Genomic DNA, 24,475 nt, shown 5'->3' on the forward strand with positions numbered 1-24,475 from the left:
GGCACGCCCGTGCGCCGTTGACAGGGCGGCAACATTCGCGCAACCTGATACCGCTTCCACCTATGAGGCAGGTGCGATCCGTGAAGCCAGCACTGCAGCCTGGCCGGTTGCTGGCCACCCGGTACCGGCTGATCGACCAGATCGGCGCCGGCGGGATGTCGGTGATCTGGCGGGCCCACGACGAGGTGCTCGACCGGGTGGTCGCACTCAAGGTGCTCGCCCCGTCGCTGGCCGCGGACGTCCGGTTCCGCGACATGGTCCGCGAGGAGGCCAGGGCCGCCGCGCAGCTCGTCCACCCGCACGTGACGTCGGTGCACGACTACGGCGAGACGGTGTCGCCGGACGGCACCATCACCTCGTTCGTGGTGATGGAACTGCTCTCCGGTGAGGAGTTGGAGTTCCGGCTCACCGAGGGGCCGCTGCCCTGGGTCGAGGCGGTCGAGATCGGGGCCCAGATCGCCGACGCGCTCGCCGCCGCTCACCGGCTCGGCATTGTCCACCGGGATGTCACCACGGCCAACGTGATGATGACGCAGGTGGGCGCGAAGGTGCTCGACTTCGGCATCGCCACCCGGATCGGCGCACCGGACGACGACGAGGACGGCGCCACCTTCGGCACCCCCGCGTACGTGGCGCCGGAGCGGCTCGACGGTGCCCCGGCCCAGCCGGCGACCGACGTCTACTCCCTCGGGGTGCTGCTCCACGAGATGCTGACCGGCCGGGTGCCGTACCCGGCGGAGACCTGGGAGGAGCTCGGCACCGCGCTGGCGGAGATCGCGCCGCCCACGCTGGCCGGCGCACCGGGCCTGCCACCGGCGGTGGCCGGGGTCTGCCTGCGCTGCCTGTCCCGCGACCCGGCCGACCGGCCCACCGCCCGACAGGTGGCCACCGTGCTGCGCGACCAGATGCTGCCCGCCGATCCGCAGGCCAACACGATGCTCGCCCCCACCGTCACCCTCCCCGCGGTCGAGCCGCCCAGCACCACCGGAGCGGTCGGGGCGGCCCCGGTCACCGGTGCCACCACCGGGTCGGTTCCGGCCACCACCGGAGTCGGTCCGGGCACAGCCGGGCCGGGCACGGCCGGGCCGGGCACGGTCGACGCCGGGGTCGGGCGGGGCACAGCGGGACCGGCTAGCGCCGGGGCCGGCGGAGAGTCCGGAGGCGCACCCGACGGCGGCGGGCCGGGATCCGGCTCGACCGACGGGCGGCGCAGGCCCGTGCTGCGCCCGGCGCTCGTCGTGCCGGCGCTGGCGGTGCTGATCGGGGCGGCGCTGGCGGTGCCCGCGTTGCTGCCGGACGACCCCGACCCGCCGGCCGCGCTGCCCACCGCGGAGCCGACCCCACCGGCCGGGCCGACTCCACCAGACCAGAGCGCCACGGAGCAGCCACCCGTCCCGCCGCCGGACAGCTCGCCCACACAGCCGGCGCCGACGTCCGCACCGAGCCCGCCGAGCGGCCCGGACACGCTGGTCGAGGCCGCGAACCGCCTCGAAGCGGTGATCGGCGCCGGCCTCGCCGATGGCGGGATCCGCGACGATGTCGCCCTCGACCTCCGCAACGAGCTGCGCAACCTCACCCGGGCGGTGACCGGTGGCGAGGGCGAACTGGGGCCGGGAGTCGCCCGGTTGCGCGAGAAGGTGTCCACCCGGCTGGGCGAGGAGGGGCTGAGTCCGGCGTACGCCCAAGAGCTGGACGCGGCGATCGCCGCGCTCGGCGCCGCGCAGGTCTGACCGGGCGTCCGGGGATTCGGCGGAGCAGCACTCCCACGCCAAGCGCCAACCCACCGGACCACGGGCCCAGCCGCAGAGGGCACCGAGCCGCCGTCCTGGACGACGTCCCCCGTGCCGCAGCCACATCCGACCCCGGGAGCACGGCCACACCCCGTCCCGGAGCACGACCAGACGTTGCCCGGGTGCGCGACCACGGAAAGCGACCGTTGCGGCGGTTGACGCAGAGCAAAGGACGTCAAGAGACCACCTCACGGTCCGGAAGAACACCACCAGCTGGGACGCCCCGGGCCTGCCGCCACCAGGGGCGCGCTCGCGCAACCGGCGTCCCGGACGCGCGCTGAGCAACCGTCCCAGGCTCAGCCCGGCGCCACTCGGGCCGGTTCCCGGACGGCGCTGCGCGGGGTCGCCGCGGCCAGGAACCGGCGGTACACCGCCTCGTAGCCGGTCGCCATCCGCTCGGTGGAGAAGGTCCGCGCGACGTGCGCCACGCAGTCGGCCGGGTCGAGCCGGGACGCCTCGCGCAGCGCCGCCGGCAGTTCGTCGGCCCGCTCGCAGACCAGCCCGGTCACCCCCGACCGGACCAGTTCCGGCACCGCACCCCGGTGCAGCGCCACCACGGGCGTGCCGGTCGCCATCGCCTCCAGCATCACGATGCCGAACGGCTCCTCCCACTGGATCGGCATGATCAGGCAACGCGCCTCGACCAGCAGTTGCAGGACGGCCTCCCGCTCGGCGTCGAGCACCACCCTGACGTCCGGGCCGAGCATCGGCTGGACCACCTCGTCGTAGTAGCGCCGCTCGGCTGGCTCGTTGCACTTACCGGCCAGCACCAGCGGCAGACCGGCCGCCCGGCAGGCACGGATCGCCAGCTCCGGCCCCTTGTCCGGGCTGAACCGGGCCAGCCACAGCACCGGGCCGTGGCTGGGTGCGCTCTTGCGCGGGAAAGAGCCGATCTCCATCGCGTTGTGCACGGTGCCGACCCACGGCAGCCGGGGGTTGAGCCGGCGTTGGGCGTGCGAGATGGCGACCAGCCCGACGCCCCGATCGGTGTCGCTGAGCACCGTGCCGTACTCGCCCACCGGGTTGCCGTGGACGGTCGCCACGGTCGGCACCTCCCGCCGCCCGGCGACCAGCGGGCCGATCGTGGTGTGGTCATGGACGATGTCGAAGTCGGCCGCGCTGACCAGATGGTTCACCCGGGCCAGGTGGGCCAGCTCGGGCAGCGACTCGCCGAGCCGGTCGTACTGCAACTCGTCGAGGGTGGCGAGATACTCGGCGGCCGTGCCATGCGCCGCACCGGCCCCCACCAGCGTCACCGCGTGCCCCCGGTCGACCAGGGCGTCCACCAGACCGGCCACCACCTGCTCCAGTCCGCCGTAGCCCGGCGGCGGCACCGACAGCCAGGGCGGCACCACCATCGCGATCCGCAGCTGGCGCTCCCCAGCGGGATGGTTGTCGGCCACGAGCCCTCCCGTCGGTCTGTGCTGGCGTCCGCTCCGGTCCGCACGGGGCGGGATCGGGGATCGAAGCGATTTCCCGGCGCTGGCCCCGGCAAACCGGACATCACGGCTGCGCTCAGCCGCCCACCAGCAGTTCGTCCCGCACCGCGCACACCCCCTCGGCCGACCACGCCACCCGTTCCGCCTGGTCCCGCTCCCACCAGGAGCGCACCACCCCGGCCAGGATCACGGTGTCACCGTGTACCTCGACGGTCACCCGCTCGGTGCCGATGCCGCGCAGCAGGGCGCGCTGCACGTCGCGGCGGACCCGGTCGGCGTCCGGCCGGGCGACGGGACGGACCTCGACCAGGTTGGTGACGCCGCGTACGCCCCGCAGCCGGCGCAGCTCCCGCTCGGCGGTACGCCGCTGCCAGCCGAACTCCACCTCGCCGCGCAGCATGACCCAGCCGTCGGCGACGGTCAGGTCCAGCCGCTCGGCCGGCACGAAGCTGTTCCACTCCAGCGCCCGGCTGGCCGCGATCGCCAGGTCCTCGTCGGTGACGCCGACCGGGCCGAGCGACCGCACCTCGATCTCGTCGGCGACCGCCCGGACCCCGCGTACCCGCTGCGCGCTGCGGACCGCCGCCCAGCTGTGGGCGGCGCTCTCCACCGAGCCGGTCAGGGTCACCACGCCGTCGTGCACGGTGACCCCGATGTCGGTCGCGCGCACCTGCGCGTCCCAGTCGAGTTCGTCGAGCACGTCGCGCTGGATCTGGTCGTCGGTCCGGGCAGCCGCTGCCGTGCTGGTCATGGCACCCCCATACGCCTCGAAGATCTCCACGGCCGAGGCTGCCGGGCGACGGGGTGACGGTGGCTCACCCGCCCGGGGTGAACCGGCCGGAACGAGGGCGGGGCGGCGGGCGCCGCGACCAACCCCCTTGGCCGCGCCACCCACCGCCCCGAGGGGAGGGAGGTCCTGAGGTTATGACGCTTCGGCGAGCGTCACGGTTGCCACCGATTCGGCCCCGTTTCGCTGATAGGTCACCTCGACCTGGTCACCGACCTTGCCGGCCTGGACGGCACCGACCAGGTCGTTCGAGTCGTTGATCACCGTGTCGCCGAACCGGGTGATCACGTCGCCGCGCTGGAGCCCGGCCCGCTCGGCCGCGCTGCCCGGGGTGACCGTGTTGACCAGCGCGCCCCCGTCGGGTCCGCCGCTCACGCTCACCCCCAGCGACGGGTGGCTGATCTTCTCGCCCCGCTGGAGCTTGTCCGCGACGTCCTTGGCCTTGTTGCTCGGGATGGCGAAGCCCACCCCGATGTTGCCGGTGTTGCCCTGACCCGAGGTGGCGATCGCGGTGTTGATGCCGATCACCTCGCCCCGGGTGTTGACCAGGGCGCCACCCGAGTTGCCGGGGTTGATCGGTGCGTCGGTCTGGAGCAGACCCGAGATCGAGCTGACCGCCTGGCCGGGCAGTTGCTGCCCGCTACCGGCCTGGATGGTGCGATCCCGGGCGCTGAGGATGCCCGCGGTGACCGAACCCTGCAGGCCGAGCGGGCTACCGAGGGCGAGCACCTGGTCGCCGACCTGCATCGCGTCGCTGTCGCCGAAGGTGGCCGGCTTGAGGTCGCTCACCCCGCTCGCCTTCAGCACCGCCAGGTCGGTCTTCGGATCGGTGCCGACGACCTGGGCCTGGGCGCTGGTGCCGTCCGCGAAAATCACCCGGACGGTGTCGCCGCCCTCGGCGACCACATGGTTGTTGGTCAGTACGAAGCCGTCGGCGCTGAGCACCACGCCGGAGCCCTCGCCGCTCCCGGTGGTGATCGACACGACGCTGTCCTGTACCGATGCGGCGATCCGCGGCAGGTCGGCGCTGTCGATGACCGGAGCGGCGGAGTAGGTGCGGGTGACCGTGGTCCCGTCACTGAGGGCCAGGACGAGCGCACCACCGGCGACACCGCTGCCGAGCATCAGCGCGAACACCGCCACGCCGGCACCGACGATCTTGGCGATCCGGCCGGGACGGGGTCCGCCGGACGGGTTCGGCGCCCACGGTGCCGGCTGCCCCGGGTAGCCGGTGGGCGGCCCGCCCGGCTGCCCCGGGTACCCGGCGGCGGGCGACCCCGGCTGCGCCGCACCGGCCCAGCCGGACTGGGTGCCGGGCGCTGCCGGCTGCCCGGCGTGGGGCCAGCCGGACTGCGCACCGGGCGACCCGGGGGACTGCGTCGCACCGGCCCAGCCGGGCTGGCCCGGGTGCCAGGGTGCGCCGGGCGCAGCGTGGCCGGGCTGGTACGGGTGGTGACCGGCCGGGGACCAGCTGGGCTGGCCGGAGACCGGCTGGGCCGGCGCGGGCGACTGGGCCGGCGGGGGCGAGCCGGCAACGGGCAGCCCCGCCAGCGTCGGTTCACCGCCCGATCCGCCGAGGGGGGTGGACGGCGCCTCGACGGTGGCTGGTTCCTCGACGGCCCGGACCTGGATGGTCGGCGCCTCCGCGGCCGGATCGGCGTCGCTGCCGGTCCAGGGAACGGATGGGGAGTCGGACTGCGCGCGCTCGGCGCGGGACAGCTCGGGGTGCGACGGCTCGGCGTCGGTGGGGGCCGGCCGCCGCGGGTCGGACTCGTACTCGGTCATGTCCCTACCCTCCCCCATACCTCTGCGACCCGCCTTGGACTGGGCTGAGCATTGGCTGAAAGTCACTCGTCCTCACTGTCGGTGGCCGGAGCGAGCGGCAACCGGACCCGGAAGGTGGCGCCCCCGCCCGGTGTCTCGGCCACCTCGACGCTGCCCTGGTGCACGGTCACCAGCGCGGCGACGATGGCCAGGCCGAGGCCGGTACCGGTGTTGCCGCCGAGCCGGCGGGTGCGTGCGGCGTCCGCCCGGTAGAAGCGCTCGAAGACCCGTTCCGCCTGCTCGCCGGTGAGCCCCGGTCCGGTGTCGGCCACCTCCACCACGGCCAGGTTGCCCGGTTCGGCCCGCAGCCGCAGCGTCACCGCCGCCTCCGGCGGGGTGTGCCGCAGCGCGTTGGTCATCAGGTTGCCGATCACCTGCCGCAGCCGCGCGTCGTCGCCGCGCACCACCAGCGGGCCGGAACCGGGCTCGATCTCCAACTCGATCCGCCGCTCGGGCGCCATCGCCCGGGCCGCCGCCACCGCGTCCGCGGCCAGCACCGGCAGCTCCACCGGGGCGAGCGAGAGCGGTCGCTCCCGGTCCAGCCGGGCCAGCAGCAACAGGTCCTCCACCAGCAGGCCCATCCGGGCCGCCTCGTCCTCGATCCGGCGCAGCAGGTCGGAGGTCTGCTCGGGGGCCCGGGCCGCGCCCTGCCGGTACAGCTCGGCGAAGCCACGGATGGTGGTCAGCGGCGTACGCAGCTCGTGCGAGGCGTCCGCGACGAACTGCCGCATCCGTTCCTCGGAGCGGCGGGCCCGGGATTCGGAGGCCAGGGCCGACTCGGCGGCTTCCCGGGCCGCGGACTCGGCGGTCCGGGCCGCCGACTCCGAGGCCGCGCGGGCGGTGAAGGCCATCTCGATCTGGCTGAGCATCGCGTTCAGCGCGCGGGCGAGCCGGCCCAGCTCCGAGGTCGGGCAGGGCTCCCCCTGCTCTGGATCGGGCACCCGCCGGCTGAGGTCACCACCGGCGATGGCGGCGGCGGTACGTTCGATCTCCACCAACGGCTTGAGGCTGGTCCGTACGATCGCCGCGCCGACCGTGGCGAGCAGGATCAGCACCGCCCCGCCGACCAGCAGGTCGATCCAGATCAGCCGTTTGACCGCCAGCTCCACGTCGGTGAGCGGCTGCCCGATGGCTAGCACCTCGTCGCCCGACAGCTGTGCGTAGAAGACGCGCCACCGGGTGTGGTCGTCCCGTGAGGTCACCGTACGCGGTTCACCCACCCGGTCGACGAAGCCCTCGAAGTTGTCGGGAAACCGCGGTACCTGCTCCGGCCTGAGCGTCTTGTCGTCGAAGAACAGCTTGCTCACGCCCCAGTTCTGGTTGGCCAGCACCACGACGAAGTCACTCGGCAGCACGGTGCCCACCGTGCCGTCGCGGAGGCTGGGCAGCCCGAGCGTCTGGCTCGCTCCCCGCAGTTGCGTGTCCACCTGTTCGACCAGATAGCTGCGCAGGAAGAACGTGGTGAGCGAGCTGATCACCAGCAACGCGGCGGCGACCAGGGCGAGGACGGCCGCGACCAGCTTGAGCCGCAGCGGGACTCCGCGCAGCCGGGCCTTGCCCTGCTGTAACGGATTCACGCCGCCGGCTTGCGCAGCACGTAGCCGACCCCACGGAGGGTGTGGATCAGCCGGGGCTCGGCGGTGTCGACCTTGCGCCGCAGGTACGAGATGTACGACTCGACGATGTTGTCGTCACCCCGGAAGTCGTAGTTCCACACGTGGTCGAGGATCTGCGCCTTGGACAGCACCCGGTTGGCGTTGAGCATCAGGTAGCGCAGCAGCTTGAACTCGGTCGGCGAGAGCTGGACCCGCTGGCCGGCCCGGTACACCTCGTGGGTTTCCTCGTCCAGCTCCAGGTCGGCGAAGGTGAGCCGGGCGGGACCCTGCTCGCCGCTGCTGGTGCGGCGCAGCACGGCCCGGATCCGGGCGGTCAACTCCTCCAGGCTGAACGGCTTGGTGACGTAGTCGTCGCCGCCCAGGGTGAGGCCGCGGATCTTGTCGTCGGTGGCGTCCCGGGCGGTGAGGAAGACCACCGGGGTACGCGTACCGCCCTCGCGCATCATCCGGATCACCTCGAACCCGTCGAGGTCGGGCAGCATCACGTCGAGCACGACCAGGTCGGGCCGGTGGTCCCGGGCCGCGCTGAGCGCGGCGCTGCCGCTGGTGGCGGTGGCCACGTCGAAGCCCGCGAAGCGCAAGCTCGCGGAGAGCAGTTCGAGGATGTTGGGATCGTCCTCGACGACGAGCAGTCGCGCCTCGGTCTGGGTAGCCGCCATGCCGCCATCATCCGCGCAGTCGCTGCGCTCACGCTGGGCGGATCCTGAAAAAAACCTGTGAGCGGGCGCACCGTACGGATCACGCGGCCAGCGGCAGCTCCCGGCCGGGCGTACTCTCCGCGTCGGGCCCCGGCCCGGACGGCCCCGGCCGGGCTCCCGACCATGCCGGCCTCGGCACCGCTGCCGGACGCGGCACCGCCGGTTCGGCCTCCGGGCGCGCCGGTACCGACGGTACGAGATGGACGGCCGATTCGGCGATCCGGGCCAGCCTCCGGCGGTCGGCGGCCCGGCCCGGGTGCAGCGGCGCGGCGATCTCGACGGTGACCGTCAGTTCCCGGACGGCGAGCACCCGACGCACCGAGCGCAGCAGGGTCTCGTCGCCGACGAAGGCCGGCGCGGTGGTCGGCACGCCGGTGGCCCCGCACCGGTAGCCGATCCGCAGTGGCACCACGGGCGCCCCGGCGTCGATCGCGGCCTGGAACATCGCCGGCCGGAAACCGGCGGGCGGGCGGCAGCCGTCGCCCGTACCGCACCAGGTGGTCCCCTCCGGGAAGACCGCCACCGACCGGCCGGCCCGCAGCGCCGCCGCGACCCGACCCACGCTGGCGGGCAGCGCGCGGGGGCGGGAACGGTCCACGAAGACGGTGCCGGCCGCCCGGGCCAGCAGCCCGACCAGCGGCCAGCGGCCGATCTCGTGCTTGGCCACCAGCCGGGCCGGCCCGACCGCCAGCACCGCCAGGATGTCCCACCAGGAGACGTGGTTGGCCACCAGGAGCGCGCGCCGCCGCGGCAGTCGGCCCCGCACCACCAGGCGTACGCCACAGGCACGGGTGGTGGCCCGCGCCCAGCCCCGCAGCAGGGCCCGGCGCTCCCGGGCGGGCAGCAGCGGGAGCAGCGCCGCCACCCCGATCCCGAGCCCGAGCATGCCGACCAGGGCGACGGCCCGCCCCACCTGCCGGGCCACCGGCACGGTCGGGGACTGGCCGGGCCGCGGCAGGCAGTCGGGACCGCACCCGGAGATCGGCCGCCACAGCGGGTGGACCAGCGTGGTCACGGCTGGCCGCCGAGGAAGTGCCGCAGGTAGCGCGGATTGATCCGGTCCATGGAGAGCAACACGTAGTAGTCGGCCACGCCGAAGTCCGGGTCGTACGACGGCTCGCCGCAGACCCAGGCGCCGAGCCGCAGGTACCCGCGCAGCAGCGGCGGGACCAGCTTGGCCGACCCCGCGACCGGCTCGGTCGGGACACCCGGCTCGGCAAACCAGGGCCGCAGCGGGCGGACCCGCAGCGGGGGCGGCGCCAGATGCCGGGCCTGGGCCTGGGCCCACACCTCGGCGGCGGCGAGGCCGCCGTCGGCGACCGGCACCGAGGCGCACCCGCCGAGCCAGCGCAGGCCGCGCAGGTGCAGGTAGCGGGCGATACCGGCCCACATCAGGTTGATCACCGCACCGGTTCGGTGGTCGGGGTGCACGCACGAGCGGCCGGCCTCGACGAGTTGCGAGCGCAGCGGATCGTGCGCGGCGAGGTCGAACTCGCCCTCGGCATAGCGGCGGCTGGTCCGCCCCGGCGGCAGCAGGCGGTACGTCCCGACCACCTCGCCGGTGCTCTCCTGCCGCACCAGCAGGTGGTCGCAGTACGGGTCGAAGGCGTCGCGGTCGAGGCCGGGCTCGCCCGGGGATACGGTCGCGCCCAGCTCACCGGCGAAGACCCGGTGACGCAGGCGCTGGGCGGCCTCGACCTGGTTGGGGTCGTCGGCGATGGAGAGGGTGTAGCCGCTGGTCGTCAGGGACACGTCCGCGGCGGGCATAACGGCCATGCCCCTTGTGTAGCGCCCGATGGGTTGCCGGCCCTGGTGACCAGCGGTGTCGATCCGGTGAACGCCGGTCGGCGACCCGTCGCTGGCCGGCCGGTGGAAGGCCGGCCCCACCGGGGGTGGCCGGGCGGCGGGCGTGCGAGGCTGCCCGGGCGCCGGGCGAGGTGGCCGGCGCGGCAGGAGGAACAGGATGATCATCGAGGCGCGTTTCAACGGGCCGGCCGGCTCGGGTAACGGCGGCTGGAGCGCCGGGGTCTTCGCCGGGGCGTACGGCGGGGACCAGCCGGTCGAGGTGACCCTGCGCCGGCCGCCGCCGCTGGACACCCCGCTGGCGCTGGTCGGCGGGGAGGTACGCGACCCGGCCGGCGAGGTGGTCGCGCAGCTGCGCCCGACGGAGCGGTTCGACGAGGTGGTGCCGCCGGTCGATCTGGCCACCGCGCGGGCCGCCTCGGCGGCGTACCCCGGGCTGCTGGACCACCCGTTTCCCGGCTGCTACGTCTGCGGCCCGCACCGCAGCGACGGCCTGCGGATCTTTCCCGGCCGGCTGCCGGACGGCCGGATGGCCGCGCCGGTGCTGGTGCCGGAGCAGGTCAGCGCCGCCGTGATCTGGGCCGCGCTGGACTGCCCCGGCGGCTGGTCGGTGATCGGGGCCGGCCGGCCGTACCTGCTGGGCCGGATCGCGGCGCTGGTCGAGGCGGTGCCCCGGCCGGGCGACGAGTGCGTGGTGACCGGCGCGACAATCGGCGTCGAGGGCCGCAAGGCGCTGGTGCGCACCAGCCTGTACGGTCCGGACGGCAGCCTGCTCGGCCGCGCCCGGGCCACCTGGATCGCCGTCTGAGTACGGCCGTCGATCGGGTCGTACCTGGGGATGAGGCGACTCCTGCCTGAGGCGGATCGCGATCTCCGGAGCGCGCCCGATTGAATTGCTTGACCGCTACCGTCACGCTGTGCAACGGCGCATCCCGGCGCCAAACGGGAGGAGAACGATGTCCCACGGGCAGCCACGCCCCACCAATGACGCGCAGATCGTGGTATCCGGCCTGAGCAAGCAGTACCGCAACGTCCTTGCGGTCAACAACCTGTCGTTCACGGTCGAGCCGGGCCGGGTCACCGGCTTCCTCGGCCCGAACGGCGCCGGCAAGACCACTACCCTGCGCATGCTGCTGAACCTGGTCACCCCCACCGCCGGAGAGGCGACCATCGGTGGCCGCCGGTACCCCGACCTGACCGATCCGCTGCGGCAGGTCGGCGCGGTCCTGGAGGCGTCCAGCGCGCACAAGGGGCGCACCGGTATCAACCACCTGCGGGTGATCGCCGCCGCGGCCGGACTGCCGCGACAGCGCGCCGACGAGGCGCTCGCCCTGGTCGGGCTGACCCCGGCGGCGAAACGCAAGTTCAAGGGCTACTCGCTGGGCATGAAGCAGCGCCTCGGGATCGCCGCCGCGATGCTCGGCGACCCGCGGGTGCTCATCCTCGACGAGCCGGCCAACGGGCTGGACCCGGAGGGCATCCGGTGGATGCGCGGGTTCCTCAAGGGCCTGGCCGCCGAGGGCCGCACCGTCCTGGTCTCCAGCCACCTGTTGTCGGAGATGCAGCTCCTGGCCGACGATGTAGTGATCATCGCGGCCGGGCAGTTGGTCCGGCAGGGCCCGGTCGACCAGGTGATCGGGTCGATGGCGCAGAGCGTCCGGGTCCGGGTCCGGACCCCGGAGGCGGAGAAGCTGACCACGGCGCTGGCCGGCGGGCCGGCCACGGTGGAGACCGACGAGCAGGGCGCGCTCCTGATCGCCGGGGTGGACGCCCCAACGGTGGGCCGCGCGGCGTTGACCGCCGGCGTGGAGCTGCACGAGCTGACCACCGAACGACCCGACCTGGAACGGGTCTTCCTTGAGCTGACGGCCGGAAAGGCGGGCATCCGATGAGCAAGCTGGTCCGCTCCGAACTGCTCAAGATCCGTACGACCAGCACCTGGTGGTGGCTGGCGATCGGGGCGTTCCTGTCGATCGCCATGGCGTTCCCGTTCAACGCCTGGATGTTCGACACGGCGGTCGGCGGCAGCGGGGAGGACATCGGCGTCACCGGCGACGCCGCCTCCGCGCCGGCGCAGGCGGCGAACCTCTACACCTCGGGGCAGTACCTCGGGCTGATGTTCGTGATGCTCATCGGCATCCTGATGGTCACCAACGAGTTCTTCCACCAGACCGCGACCACCACCTTCCTGGCCACCCCGCGGCGTACCAGGGTGATCGTCAGCAAGCTCGTCGCGGCGGGCCTGCTGGGCTTCTCGTTCTGGCTCTTCACCACGCTGGTCGACCTCGGTGCCGGGGCCATCTTCCTGACCCTCAACGACCACGGCACCCTGCTCGGTGAGTGGGAGGTCCAGCGGGCCCTGCTGCTCAACCTGATGGCGTACGCGATCTGGACCGTGCTCGGCGTGGGCATCGGCACCTTGATCACCAACCAGCTCGGTGCGGTGATCACCGCCTCCGTGCTGTACCTGATCGGCACGCAGGTGGTCGGGCTGCTCTTCTTCCTGCTGGCGAACTGGCTGGACAACATGGCCGTGCTCAAGTGGCAGGTGATCTGGCCGGCCGCCGCGTCCACGATCATGATCACGCCCGGCGAGAACGAGATGTACCCCGTCTGGTGGGTCGGCGCCCTCGTGCTGGTCGGCTACGCGCTGGTCAGCGGCATCACCGGGGTCCTGATCACCCGACGCCGCGACATCTCCTGACCGGCCGGGCCGCGAGGCCCGACCGCAGCGGCCGACGGGCCCGGGTTCACTGGCGGAAGCCGGCGAACCGGGCCCGTCGTTCGTAGCAGTAATCAATGGGATGCGCAGCGCTTACCGAACTTCTGGCACCTTCTGTGAATCGGACCACGCGACGGAGGCGGAAATGCCTCGGCGATCAGTACGGCGTAGCCTGGGTTCCGTCCTGTGCGCCCGTCCCGGCGCAACGGACACCGCGTGACACACAAACCCGCGTGAAAGAGGCGATTACCGGCCGTGTCGACCCAGCAGACTTCGCAGGAGAACCCACTGGCGGGTTTCGGCCCGAACGAGTGGGTCGTCGAGGAGATGTACCAGCGATACCTCACCGACCCGACAAGCGTCGATCCGGCCTGGCACGACTTCTTCGCCGACTACCGGCCCGGCCCCGGCGCAGCCCGCCCGGCCGAGGGTGACGGCGCCGGCCGGCCGGCTACCGCCGCCGAACCCACCCCGGCAAAGGCCACGCCGACGGCCAAGGCCGAGCCGGCGGCCGGGACCGCCACCGAGCCCCGGAGCACGCCGACGCCGAAGAAGGCCCAGCCGGCCAAGGCCGAGCCGGCGAAGACCGCGCCGACCGCCACCGGACCGCAGACCACCCCGCTGCGGGGTGTCGCCGCCAAGATCGTCCAGAACATGGACGCCTCCCTGGCCGTGCCGACCGCGACCAGCGTGCGGGCCGTGCCGGCCAAGCTCCTGGTGGACAACCGCATCGTGATCAACAACCACCTCGCCCGGGGGCGCGGTGGCAAGGTCAGCTTCACCCACCTGGTCGGCTACGCGCTGGTCCGGGCGCTGGTCGCGCACCCGGAGATGAACAATTCCTTCGCCGAGGCCAACGGCAAGCCGGCGATGGTCCGTCCGGAGCACGTCAACCTGGGCATCGCCATCGACCTGGCCAAGCCCGACGGCAGCCGCAACCTGGTGGTCCCCTCCATCAAGGGCTGCGAGCGGATGGACTTCCGGCAGTTCTGGCAGGCGTACGAGGACGTGGTCCGGCGCGCCCGGCGCAACGAGCTGACCATGGAGGACTACTCCGGCACCACCATCTCGCTGACCAACCCCGGCGGCATCGGCACGGTGCACTCGATGCCGCGACTGATGCAGGGGCAGAGCGCGATCATCGGGGTCGGCGCGATGGAGTACCCGGCGCCGTACCAGGGCATGAGCGAGGCCACCCTCGCCGAGCTGGCGGTCAGCAAGGTCATCACGCTGACCAGCACGTACGACCACCGGATCATCCAGGGCGCGCAGTCCGGCGAGTTCCTCAAGGTCATGCACGAGCTGCTCCTCGGCGAGCACGGCTTCTACGACGGCATCTTCACCTCGCTGCGCATCCCCTACGAGCCGGTGCGCTGGATGCGCGACGTCGCGGTCGACAGCGAGGGCCAGATCAACAAGACCGCGCGGGTGCACGAGCTGATCCACTCGTACCGGGTGCGTGGCCATTTGATGGCCGACACCGACCCGCTTGAATTCAAGATCCGCAAGCACCCGGATCTGGACGTGCTCCAGCACGGCCTCACCCTGTGGGACCTGGACCGCACCTTCCCGGTGAACGGCTTCAACAACCGGCAGCGGATGCGGCTGCGGGAGATCCTCGGCGTGCTGCGCGACTCGTACTGCCGGCGGGTCGGCATCGAGTACATGCACATCCAGGACCCGGCGGAGCGCCGCTGGATCCAGGAGCGGGTCGAGCGCAAGTACGAGAAGCCGCCGGCCGACGAGCAGAAGCACGTGCTGAACCGGCTCAACGCGGCCGAGGCGTTCGAGACCTTCCTCCAGACCAAGTACGTCGGCCAGAAGCGCTTCTCGCTGGAGGGTGGCGAGTCGCTGATCCCGCTGCTCGGCGAGGTGCTGGAGGCCGCCGCCGAGGGCGATCTGGACGAGGTCGTCATCGGCATGGCCCACCGGGGCCGGCTCAACGTGCTGGCCAACATCGTCGGCAAGCCGTACGAGAAGATCTTCTCGGAGTTCGAGGGGCATCTCGACCCGCGCTCCACCCAGGGCTCCGGGGACGTGAAGTACCACCTCGGCCAGAACGGCAAGTTCACCACGCCCGACGGCGACCACTCGGTCAAGGTCTCGGTGGTGGCGAACCCGTCCCACCTGGAGGCCGTCGACCCGGTGCTGGAGGGCATCGTCCGGGCCAAGCAGGACCGCATCGACCTCAAGCTGGAGGGCTACACCGTGCTGCCGCTGGCGGTGCACGGCGACGCCGCCTTCGCCGGCCAGGGTGTGGTGGCCGAGACGCTCAACCTCTCCCAACTGCGCGGCTACCGCACCGGCGGGACGGTGCACGTGGTGGTCAACAACCAGGTCGGCTTCACCACCGCCCCGGAGTACTCCCGCTCCAGCCTGTACAGCACCGACGTGGCCCGGATGATCCAGGCGCCGATCTTCCACGTCAACGGCGACGACCCCGAGGCCGTGGTCCGGGTCGCCCGGCTGGCCTTCGAGTACCGCCAGACGTTCAACAAGGACGTCGTGATCGACCTGGTCTGCTATCGGCGGCGCGGGCACAACGAGGGCGACGACCCCTCGATGTCGAACCCCCAGATGTACAAGATCATCGACTCGAAGCGTTCGGTCCGCAAGCTCTACACCGAGGAGCTGATCGGGCGGGGTGACATCACCGTGGAGGATGCCGAGGAGCTGCTGCGCGACTACCAGGCCCAGTTGGAGCGGGTGTTCAAGGCCACCCGCGATGCAGCCAGCACCCCGCGTCAGGTCAGCCGGCCGGCCCGGCAGGACGAGCCGGAGCCGGAGGTGGAGACCGCGACCGACGCGTCGGTGGTCAAGGCCATCGGCGAGGCCCACGTCAACCTGCCGGACGGCTTCACCCCGCACAAGCGGATCCAGCAGCTGCTCGACCGGCGGGCCCGGATGTCCGTCGAGGGCAACATCGACTGGGGCTTTGGCGAGATCATCGCCTTCGGCGCGCTGCTGCACGACGGGGTCACCGTCCGGCTCGCCGGGCAGGATTCGCGCCGTGGCACCTTCGTCCAGCGGCACGCCTCGATCGTCGACGCGGTGACCGGCGACGACTACCTGCCGCTGAAGTCGCTGACCGGCGACGGCGAGCGGTCCCGGCTCTTCGTGCACGACTCGCTGCTCTCCGAGTACGCCGCGATGGGCTTCGAGTACGGCTACTCGGTGGAGAACCTCGACGCGCTGGTCTGCTGGGAGGCGCAGTTCGGCGACTTCGTCAACGGCGCCCAGTCGGTGATCGACGAGTTCATCTCCTCCGGCGAGGTGAAGTGGGGCCAGCGCTCCGCGGTCACCCTGCTGCTGCCGCACGGCCACGAGGGGCAGGGCCCGGACCACACCTCCGGCCGCCCGGAGCGGTTCCTCCAGCTCTGCGCCGAGGACAACATGCGGGTGGCCACCCCGACCACCCCGGCGAACTACTTCCACCTGCTGCGTCGTCAGGCGCTCTCGCCGAAGCGCAAGCCGCTGGTGGTCTTCACGCCGAAGTCCCTGCTGCGGCACAAGCTCTGCGTCTCGTCGGTGGAGGACTTCACCACCGGCACCTTCGCCCCGGTGCTGGCCGACCAGTCCGCCCCGGCTCCGGAGCAGGTCAAGCGGGTGCTGCTCTGCTCGGGCAAGGTCTACTACGACCTGTTCCAGGCCCGGCAGGAGCGCGGCGTCAGCGACACGGCGATCGTCCGCCTGGAGCAGCTCTACCCGATGCCGGTGGAGGAGATCCGGGCCGCCCTCGCCCAGTACCCGAACGCGGAGGACTTCGCCTGGGTGCAGGAGGAGCCGGCCAACCAGGGCGCCTGGTCGTTCGTCGCGCTCAACCTGCTGGAGCACCTGGACGGGGTCCGGCTGCGCCGGATCTCCCGTCCGGCCGCCGCCGCCCCGGCCGGCGGCTCCGCGAAGACGCACGAGGTCGAACAGGCCGCGCTCATCGAAGCGGCCCTGCCCCGCCCCTGACCAGGTCAGATCCATCCCGGTCCCGTTCCACCCCTCGGGTGGGACGGGACCGGCCGACTTTCACCGGATACCCGCCGGTGAGGAAGCGAGTATGCGCATGTACTTCACCGACCGGGGCATCGAGGAACTGGTCCAACGACGCGGCGACGAGCAGATCAGCATGGAGTGGCTGGCCGAACGCCTACGCGACTTCGTAGACCTGCACCCGGAGTTCGAGACTCCGATCGAACGTTTCGCCACCTGGCTCGCCCGCCTGGACGAAGAACCCGAAGACTGACCCCCCGCCCCACCCTCCAGACCTCGTCGATCATGACGGTTAGCGGCCCGGAAACGGGCAAGATTCGCCGCCAACCCCATGATCGACACGGAAGACGGTGGGGTGGAGGGGGTCGGAGGGCCTGGGTGGGGTGGGGCTGGATCTTGTAGCGTGGGCGCTGTGGCCCGGAGTGTGTACCTGACCAGTATCGGATCGGGCGGGGGAAAGTCGACCATCGCCCTCGGCCTGGCCGAGCTGCTGTCCCGGCAGGTCGACCGGATCGGTGTCTTCCGCCCGCTGGTCGCACCGGACCGGACCGACCCGATCCTCGCCCTACTCAGCGAGCGGTACCGGGTCGGGTTGCCGGTCGCGGAGCTGAGCGGCACCACGTACGCCGAGGCGACCGCCCTGGTCGCCGACGGCCGGCGGGAAGAATTGATCTCCCGGATCGTGGAGCGCTACCGGGACGTGGAACGCCGGTTCGCGGCGATGGTCGTGGTGGGCAGCGACTTCGCCGGTGCCGGTGACGCCGCCGGGCCGCGCGAGCTGGCCTTCAACGCCCGGCTGGCCACGGAGTTCGGCAGCGTCGTGGTGCCCGTGGTGGACGGGTTCGGGCAGCAGCCGGCGGCGATCACCGCCGCCACCCGCGGGGCGTACCACGATGTCGCGGACCTCGGCGCGACCGTGCTCGCGGTGCTCGCCAACCGGGTGCCGGGCGAGATGACGCTGCCCCGGCTGCCGGTGCCCGCGTACGCGATTCCGGAGGTGCCGAGCGTGTCGGCGCCGACGGTGGCCGAGGTGGCGGCGGCGCTCGGCGCCACCCTGCTGACCGGCGACGACACCGCGCTCGGCCGCGACGTGCTCGACTACGTGGTCGGCGCGGCCCACGTGCCGACCCTGCTGGACCACCTGACCGAGGGCGCGCTGTTGATCATGCCGGGCGACCGGGACGACCTGCTGGTGGCGGCGAGCGCGGCGCACGTGGCCGGTCAGGTGTCGCTGGCCGGGCTGGTGCTCACCCTCGGCGTGCCGCCCGACCCCCGGGCGATGCGGCTGGTGGACGCGCTGAACGCCCGGCTGGCGGTGCTCTCGGTGCCCACCGACAGCTACCACACGGTGGCCGCGTCGAGCCGGATCGAGGGCCGGCCCAGCACCGCCAACCCACGCAAGGTGGAGGCCGCGCTCGGCGCGTTCGAGGCGCACGTGGACACCGTCGAGCTGGCCAGCCGGCTACGGGTCAGCCGCTCCGCGCGGGTCACCCCGCTGATGTTCGAGTACGACCTGATCGACCGGGCCCGGACCCGACGCCGGCACCTGGTGCTGCCGGAGGGGGCCGAGGAGCGGATCCTGCGCGCCACGGAGATCCTGCTGCGCCGTTCGGTCGCCGACCTCACCCTGCTCGGCCGCCCCGACGAGATCGCCCGACGCGCCCGGGAACTCGGCGTCGACATCGGCGCGGCGCGGGTGGTGGACCCGACCACCAGCCAGTGGCGGGACGAGTTCGCCGAGGCGTACGCGAAGGTCCGCGCCCATCGCGGGGTCACCGTCGAGCTGGCGTACGACATCGTGGCGCAGCCGAACTACTTCGGCACCATGATGGTCTGGGCCGGCTACGCCGACGGCATGGTCTCCGGCGCCACCCACACCACCGCGGCCACCATCCGGCCGGCGTTCGAGATCGTCAAGACCGTGCCCGAGGTCTCCGTCGCCTCCAGCGTCTTCTTCATGCTGCTCGCCGACCGGGTGCTGGTGTACGGCGACTGCGCGGTCAACCCCGACCCGGACGCCGCCCAGCTGGCCGACATCGCGATCTCCTCGGCCGACACCGCGGCCCGGTTCGGCATCGAACCCCGGGTGGCCATGCTGTCGTACTCGACCGGCAGCTCCGGCGCGGGCGCGGACGTGGAGAAGGTCGCGGCGGCCACCGCCCTGGTCCGGCAGCGCCGGCCCGAACTGGCCGTGGAGGGACCGATCCAGTACGACGCGGCGATCGACCCGGCCGTGGCGGCGACGAAACTCCCCGACAGCATGGTCGCCGGCCGGGCCACGGTCTTCATCTTCCCGGACCTGAACACGGGCAACAACACGTACAAGGCGGTCCAGCGCTCGGCCGGCGCGGTGGCCGTCGGGCCGGTGATGCAGGGCCTGCGCCGGCCGGTCAACGACCTTTCCCGGGGGGCCACCGTGCCGGACATCGTCAACACCGTGGCGATCACCGCCATCCAGGCCGCCGCGCTCGCCGGCGCCCCGACACCGGGTGCCGGCTCGTGAGCGAGCGCCAGCGAGCGAACCCATCAACGCCGTGGGAATGCCGGCCCGCAGCGGAGCGGAGTGCCGGCATGAGCGAGCGTCAGCGAGTGAACCATCAGCGCGGTGCGGTGGTGCCTCATGACGGCACGGAGCGTAGCGGGGTGCCGGCATGAGTTGCCCTGTGTCAAGCCACCGCTTGTTGATCTTGGTTGAGCAGTCGTTGGAGGGCGCCGTGGAGGGCGGGGTCGTAGGGGGTGTTGGTGGTCCAGCATTTCCGGATGATGCCCAGCCAGGCGCGGGCGAGGATGCGGACGGCGTGGGGGTGGTCGTGTCCCTTGGCGCGGGCCTGGCGGTAGAGATCGGCTGCCCAGGGGTTGGCGTGGCGGCTGTCGCCGGCGAAGTCGCAGACGGCGTCGCGCAGTTGTTTGTCGATGGCCCAGCGGAACGCGACGATGGTGACTTTTCCGGATTGTCGGGTCGAGGGGGCGACGCCGGCGAGGCAGGCCAGGGAGGCCGGGGTCGGGAATCGGCCACGGGCGTCGCCGATCTCGGCGAGCAGCCGGGCGGCGCGTACGGTGCCGGAGCGGGGCAGGCTGGTGAGGATGTCCCGGTCCGGGTGCAGGTCGAGGTTTTCGGTGATCTGCTGGTTGAGCGCATCGATCTGGGCGGTGATGGTGGCCAGGGCGGCCAGGTAGGCGCGGGTGATCGTGGCCAGGGTCCGTGCGTAGTCGCCGGTGGCGCCGCGGGGTGCGGCGGTGATGCGCTGGTGCAGCACGGCCGGGTCGGTGCGACCGCAGTAGCGTGCGCTCTTGAGCCAGGCGGCCAGGCGGGCCGGTGTCAGCCGGTCCAGGGCGTCCTGGGTGGTGAACCGGGTAAGGAACTGCCGGCTGATCGGGGAGTCGATCGCGTCGAACAGGTCGACGGCGGCCGGCAGGGTGGTGGCCAGGTGGGCGCGCAGCTGGTTGGCGACCGCGATGCGGTGCGCGACGAGGTCCTTGCGGGCGCGGCACAGCTTCCGCAACGCGGTGGTTGGTTCACTGTCGAGCATCAGCGGGGTGAGCCGGCGCCGGTCGGTGCGTACGGTGTCGGCCAGGACGTAGGCGTCGAACCGGTCGTTCTTGTTCCCGGCCGAGCCGTAGCGTCGGCGCAAGGCTTTGACCTGCGAGGGTGGGATCACGTAGACGGCCTGCTCGGCGGTCAGCAGGGCGTCGACGATCGGCCCGTCGGGGCGTTCGATCCCGATCGCGTCCACGTGATGCCGGTCGAGCAGGTCGATCAGCCGGCGCAGGCCGGTCTTGGTGTACTTCAGCGTGGCCCGCTCCAACGGCTCGCCGTCGGCGTCGATCACGCAGACCGCGTAGTCGTCCTTGGCCCAGTCCACACCTGCCGAGTTGGCTCGCGTCGAGTTGGTGGTGTCGGTCAAACTCATTGTTGCCTCTCCGCTGCGCTACCAGTGGGGAAGCACCTGGCGGTTCCGGGACACCACTGCCGGTCGCTCATTGAGCGGCGCTCGATGGCGCATAGCCCTGTTGCCAGTCGGGGTGTCCCGGGCCGCCGGGCCTCGCAGAACTCATGCTGGACCTCGAGGGGCGAGCAAGCTGGGCGATGGCCCGGCGGTCACCGGTGCGCCCAACCCATGATCGGATCGAGCGAAACAAGGGTGCACCAATGAGCAAGGTGCTGGTGCTCAACTGCGGGTCGTCGTCGGTCAAGTACCGGTTGTACGACGGCGAGCAGGTCGCCGCCAAGGGCACCGTCGAGCGGATCGGCGAGCCGGGCGGCGGCCCGGCCGACCACGCCGGTGCGGTACGGCAGGTTCTGGCCGGGCTGGACCTGACCGGGCTCGCCGCCATCGGTCACCGGGTGGTGCACGGTGGCCGCCGGTTCACCGCCCCGACGCTGGTCGACGACGCCGTGCTGGCGGCCATCAACGACCTGGTGCCGCTGGCGCCGCTGCACAACCCGGCGAATCTCGCCGGCATCGCGGTGGCCCGCGAGGCGCTACCGGAGGTGCCGCAGGTCGCCGTCTTCGACACCGCGTTCCACCACACACTGCCCGATCCGGCCGCCACGTACGCGATCGACCGGGACGTGGCGCAGCGGTACGGCATCCGGCGGTACGGCTTCCACGGCACCTCGCACGCGTACGTCTCCCGGCGCACCGCCGAACTGCTGGGTCGCCCGTACGCCGAGGTCAACACGATCACCCTGCACCTGGGCAACGGGGCCAGCGCCTGCGCGGTCGCCGGTGGGCGCAGCGTGGCCACCTCGATGGGAATGTCCCCGCTGGAGGGCCTGGTAATGGGCACCCGCAGCGGCGACCTGGACCCGACCATCGTGTTCCACCTGCGCCGGGAGGGCGGGCTGGGCGTCGACGAGATCGACGACCTGCTCAACCACCGCAGCGGCCTGCTCGGGCTGACCGGTGCCAACGACATGCGTGAGGTGTTGGCCCGCCGGGCCGCCGGAGACCCGGCGGCGGCGCTCGCCTTCGACGTCTACTGCCGCCGGATAACCGGCTACGTGGGGGCGTACTACGCCCTGCTCGGCCGGGTCGACGCGGTCACCTTCACCGCCGGGGTCGGCGAGCACGCGGCGCCGGTACGCGCGGCCGCCCTAGCCGGGCTGGACCGGCTCGGCATCGCCGTCGACGCGGAGCGCAACGCGGGTAGCAGCGACCGGCTCATCTCGCCGGACGGCACCGAGGTCGCGGTCTGCGTCGTCGGCACCGACGAGGAGCGGGAGATCGCCCGGGAGGCCAGGGCGGTGGTAGCGGCGACCGGCTGACCCGGGCCGGTCAGCCGCAGGCGAGCCAGGCGGGTCAGCCAAGAGCGAGCCAGGCGGTCAGCCGAAGGCGAGCCAGGTGGCGAGGGCGAGCAGCAGCACCGCGACGACCGCCGCCGCGACGATCAGTCCGGTACGCGACGCCGTCTCCGCCGGGGCGGCCTCCGGGTTGACGAAGGCGCGGAACGCCTCGGTGTTGCCGCTCGGGTCGGTGTAGTTCTCAGCCATGCCGCGAACCTTAGCGAAACCGGTCCAGCCGGACCCTCTCGTACCCGCCCGACGCGCTCGACACCACTCGCACGGAATACGCCGGGTGCCGCCCCGGGCACCGTCCGAAGCCGGGTGCCGCGCGACTGTGGCAACGACACCCGGGTGGGTGACCCGGGGCCCTACCGTGATGCCGTGGGGATCAGGCAGCGGCTTGCCGCGTCGACGATGACGGTGCTGATGGCGTGCCTGACCGGCTGCGCGGTGACCGGCGAGCCGGTCGTCCAGGCGGCACCGACCCGGCTGGCGCCGCAGGTGCCGTACGCGGTGGCCGTCCGGAGCTTCGTCGTCGACGCCGGTTCGGCGCGCCCGCTGCCGGTCACCCTCTGGTACCCGACACAGGGCAGCCGGGTGGCCGACGGGCGGTTCCCGGTGGTGATCTACAGCCACGGCCTGGCCAGCCTGCCCGAGCTGCACGCCGGGCTGACCGCCCGGTGGGCGGCCGCCGGTTTCGTGGTGGCCGCACCGACGTACCCGCACACCCGGCGCGGCGCGACCCGGTTCTCCCGGGCCGACGTACGCAACCAGCCGGCCGACGGATGGCGGGTGATCCGGCACCTGGTCCGGCTCGACGGCCGGCGCGGCGACCCGCTCGCCGGTCATCTGGACGTGCAGCGGATGGCGGCGGCCGGGCACTCGGCGGGCGGCTTCACCACGGCCGGCATGTTCACCTCCGGGCACCCGGCCCGGCTGCGGGCCGGCATCGTGATCGCCGGTGGCGGGATGGCGGGCAGCTTCGCGGGTCCCTCCGCGCCCATACTCTTCGTGCACGGCACCGCCGACACCGTGGTCCCGCTCACCGTCGGCCGGGCCGCGTACCGGCGGACGCCCGGGGCGGCCTGCTTCCTGAGCCTGCTCGGGCAGGGCCACGGCGAGTACCTCATCCCCGGCCGGCCGGGGTTCGCCCAGGTGCTCGGCGCCACCACCGACTTCCTCCGCTGGACCCTCTACGGCGACCTGGAGGCCGCCCGCCGGCTACCCACCCGGGCCCACCTCTCCGGCATCACCACCTTTGAATCCCGCCCCGCCTCCTGACCCATCCGCCTCCTGACCCGCCCCGCGGCTTGGCTCCGCCGCCACCGTCTGACCCCGCCGCACCGTCTGACCCTGCCCCGCGGCTTAGCCCCGCCCCGCGGCTTGGCCCCGCCCGCCTTCTGACCCCGCCCTGCGGCTTGGCCCCGCATCCGTGTTCCGGCCCGCCCGGTCGCCGCGCCGCCGCAGCCGACTCGGGCGGGAGTGCCGGCGGGCGGGCGAGGCAGAATCGGAGTCATGTCGCGTCGCGTCGCCTCCGCTCTGCTCGCCAGCGCCCTCCTCGCCAGCGCCCTGGTGGGCTGCTCCACCGACCATCGGCCCGCCGACCAGGCCGCCCCACCCGCAGCCCAGCCGACCACACCCACACCGGCGGCGACCCCGTCGGCACCGGCGATCCCCGCCGGCAGCGCGCCGGAACGCAGCTTCGCGGTCGGCGTACGACAGCTGAAGCTGAACCGCGACGGCGATCGGCCGCTGCCGGTGACCGTCTGGTACCCGGCGGCCGGACGGGCGGGCGGTAAGCCGACGTCGGCGGCGGAGGCCGCGGAGGGCAAGTTCCCGGTGGTCGTGTTCAGCCACGGCCTGGGCGGCCGGCCCGCCGACTACGCGACCCTGCTGACCCGCTGGGCGGCGGCCGGTTTCGTGGTGGCCGCGCCGACCTTCCCGCACACCTCCCACGGCAGCGATCGCAATGTGCTCGACGTGCTCAAGCAACCGGCCGACGTGTCGTACGTGTTGACCCAGTTGCTCGCCCTCGACGGGCGCGCGGGCGACCCGCTACGTGGCCGGCTGGCCACCGACCGGGTGGCCGCCGCCGGGCACTCGGCGGGCGCGGTGACCACGATCGGGCTCTTCACCGCCGGCCGGGACGAGCGGCTGGCGGCCGGGATCGTCTTCGCCGGCACCGCCCTCGGGGTGGGCACCGCCTTCGCGGGTGCCTCAGCACCGCAGCTGTTCGTGCACGGCGAGGCCGACGAGGTGGTGCAGTACGCCGCCGGCAAGGCCGTGTACGACAAGGTGCCCTGGCCGAAGGCGATGCTGAGCCTGCCCAAGGGCGACCACGGCCGGGCCCTGCTGGGCGACGGCCGCTCGCTACGGGTCGTCGCGGACACCACCATCGAGTTCCTGCGCTGGGCGCTCTACGGCGACGCCGAGGCCAAGGAGCGCCTCCCCAGCGCCGCCGCCCGCAACAACCTCGCCACCCTCGACAACCACCTGTAACTGAAGGAAGGGCCCCCTGTTAACGCCTG

The 24,475-nt window shown here is 72.8% G+C and carries 19 protein-coding genes; 10 read left to right on the forward strand and 9 right to left on the reverse strand.

Annotated elements, in window-relative coordinates:
* The first annotated feature begins 80 nt into the window (after positions 1-80).
* On the forward strand, positions 81-1,730 hold the full coding sequence (locus ACQPYA_RS26235; protein ID WP_433529731.1) for a serine/threonine-protein kinase: 1,650 nt from the start codon (positions 81-83) through the stop codon (positions 1,728-1,730).
* A 356-nt stretch (positions 1,731-2,086) separates the two neighbouring features.
* On the opposite strand, the gene ACQPYA_RS26240 is transcribed toward ACQPYA_RS26235, so the two are convergent.
* The 7 genes from ACQPYA_RS26240 to ACQPYA_RS26270 all read right to left on the reverse strand — a co-directional run bounded on the left by ACQPYA_RS26240 (position 2,087) and on the right by ACQPYA_RS26270 (position 9,930).
* Positions 2,087-3,148, reverse strand: a complete 1,062-nt coding sequence (locus ACQPYA_RS26240) for a glycosyltransferase (RefSeq protein ID WP_433533628.1) — start codon at positions 3,146-3,148, stop codon at positions 2,087-2,089.
* A 157-nt stretch (positions 3,149-3,305) separates the two neighbouring features.
* A complete protein-coding gene (locus ACQPYA_RS26245) occupies positions 3,306-3,980 on the reverse strand; it encodes a BON domain-containing protein (protein WP_433529732.1) in 675 nt (224 codons plus the stop codon).
* Positions 3,981-4,151: 171 nt separating this feature from the next.
* Positions 4,152-5,801 (reverse strand): trypsin-like peptidase domain-containing protein, encoded by a 1,650-nt coding sequence (locus ACQPYA_RS26250; protein ID WP_433529733.1) that lies wholly within the window; start codon positions 5,799-5,801, stop codon positions 4,152-4,154.
* Between the two features lie 62 nt (positions 5,802-5,863).
* Entirely contained in the window at positions 5,864-7,417 is a 1,554-nt protein-coding gene (locus tag ACQPYA_RS26255) for a sensor histidine kinase (RefSeq protein ID WP_433529734.1), read from the reverse strand.
* A complete protein-coding gene (locus tag ACQPYA_RS26260; RefSeq protein ID WP_433529735.1) occupies positions 7,414-8,115 on the reverse strand; it encodes a response regulator transcription factor in 702 nt (233 codons plus the stop codon). The genes ACQPYA_RS26255 and ACQPYA_RS26260 overlap by 4 nt, the downstream gene beginning before the upstream one ends.
* A 79-nt stretch (positions 8,116-8,194) precedes the next feature.
* Positions 8,195-9,169 carry a lysophospholipid acyltransferase family protein gene (locus ACQPYA_RS26265; protein WP_433529736.1) on the reverse strand — a complete coding sequence of 325 codons (975 nt, stop codon included), beginning with the start codon at positions 9,167-9,169 and terminating at the stop codon, positions 8,195-8,197.
* On the reverse strand, positions 9,166-9,930 hold the full coding sequence (locus ACQPYA_RS26270) for a GNAT family N-acetyltransferase (RefSeq protein WP_433529737.1): 765 nt from the start codon (positions 9,928-9,930) through the stop codon (positions 9,166-9,168). The genes ACQPYA_RS26265 and ACQPYA_RS26270 overlap by 4 nt, the downstream gene beginning before the upstream one ends.
* Before the next feature lie 187 nt (positions 9,931-10,117).
* On the opposite strand from ACQPYA_RS26270, the gene ACQPYA_RS26275 reads away from it, so the two are divergent.
* The 6 genes from ACQPYA_RS26275 to pta all read left to right on the forward strand — a co-directional run bounded on the left by ACQPYA_RS26275 (position 10,118) and on the right by pta (position 19,163).
* Entirely contained in the window at positions 10,118-10,765 is a 648-nt protein-coding gene (locus ACQPYA_RS26275) for a hypothetical protein (protein WP_433529738.1), read from the forward strand.
* A gap of 148 nt (positions 10,766-10,913) precedes the next feature.
* Positions 10,914-11,849, forward strand: coding sequence for an ABC transporter ATP-binding protein (locus tag ACQPYA_RS26280; RefSeq protein ID WP_433529739.1), 936 nt, complete (start codon positions 10,914-10,916; stop codon positions 11,847-11,849).
* On the forward strand, positions 11,846-12,661 hold the full coding sequence (locus ACQPYA_RS26285; RefSeq protein ID WP_433529740.1) for an ABC transporter permease: 816 nt from the start codon (positions 11,846-11,848) through the stop codon (positions 12,659-12,661). Before ACQPYA_RS26280 ends, ACQPYA_RS26285 begins: the two co-directional genes overlap by 4 nt.
* A 273-nt stretch (positions 12,662-12,934) precedes the next feature.
* A complete protein-coding gene (locus tag ACQPYA_RS26290; protein ID WP_433529741.1) occupies positions 12,935-16,636 on the forward strand; it encodes a multifunctional oxoglutarate decarboxylase/oxoglutarate dehydrogenase thiamine pyrophosphate-binding subunit/dihydrolipoyllysine-residue succinyltransferase subunit in 3,702 nt (1,233 codons plus the stop codon).
* Positions 16,637-16,733: 97 nt separating this feature from the next.
* Positions 16,734-16,913: a DUF6104 family protein gene (locus ACQPYA_RS26295; RefSeq protein ID WP_433533629.1), complete on the forward strand. Its 180-nt coding sequence runs from the start codon at positions 16,734-16,736 to the stop codon at positions 16,911-16,913.
* Positions 16,914-17,063: 150 nt separating this feature from the next.
* Positions 17,064-19,163, forward strand: a complete 2,100-nt coding sequence (gene pta / locus ACQPYA_RS26300) for a phosphate acetyltransferase (protein ID WP_433529742.1) — start codon at positions 17,064-17,066, stop codon at positions 19,161-19,163.
* Between the two features lie 163 nt (positions 19,164-19,326).
* On the opposite strand, the gene ACQPYA_RS26305 is transcribed toward pta, so the two are convergent.
* Positions 19,327-20,571, reverse strand: a complete 1,245-nt coding sequence (locus tag ACQPYA_RS26305) for an IS110 family transposase (RefSeq protein ID WP_433529743.1) — start codon at positions 20,569-20,571, stop codon at positions 19,327-19,329.
* Positions 20,572-20,810: 239 nt separating this feature from the next.
* Here ACQPYA_RS26305 and ACQPYA_RS26310 point away from each other — a divergent pair, with 239 nt between their 5' ends.
* Positions 20,811-21,929, forward strand: a complete 1,119-nt coding sequence (locus ACQPYA_RS26310) for an acetate/propionate family kinase (protein WP_433529744.1) — start codon at positions 20,811-20,813, stop codon at positions 21,927-21,929.
* Between the two features lie 57 nt (positions 21,930-21,986).
* Here the strand turns inward: ACQPYA_RS26310 and ACQPYA_RS26315 are convergent, their stop codons facing one another.
* Positions 21,987-22,154, reverse strand: a complete 168-nt coding sequence (locus ACQPYA_RS26315) for a hypothetical protein (RefSeq protein ID WP_433529745.1) — start codon at positions 22,152-22,154, stop codon at positions 21,987-21,989.
* A 207-nt stretch (positions 22,155-22,361) separates the two neighbouring features.
* On the opposite strand from ACQPYA_RS26315, the gene ACQPYA_RS26320 reads away from it, so the two are divergent.
* Positions 22,362-23,228: an alpha/beta hydrolase family protein gene (locus ACQPYA_RS26320; protein WP_433533630.1), complete on the forward strand. Its 867-nt coding sequence runs from the start codon at positions 22,362-22,364 to the stop codon at positions 23,226-23,228.
* Between the two features lie 234 nt (positions 23,229-23,462).
* The gene (locus ACQPYA_RS26325; RefSeq protein ID WP_433529746.1) at positions 23,463-24,446 is read left to right on the forward strand and encodes an alpha/beta hydrolase family protein; all 984 of its coding nucleotides are present in this window, start codon (positions 23,463-23,465) and stop codon (positions 24,444-24,446) included.
* Positions 24,447-24,475: the final 29 nt, after the last annotated feature.

Origin of the sequence: Micromonospora sp. CA-263727 (assembly GCF_050942455.1) — a bacterium.
Classification (GTDB): Bacteria; Actinomycetota; Actinomycetes; order Mycobacteriales; family Micromonosporaceae; genus Micromonospora.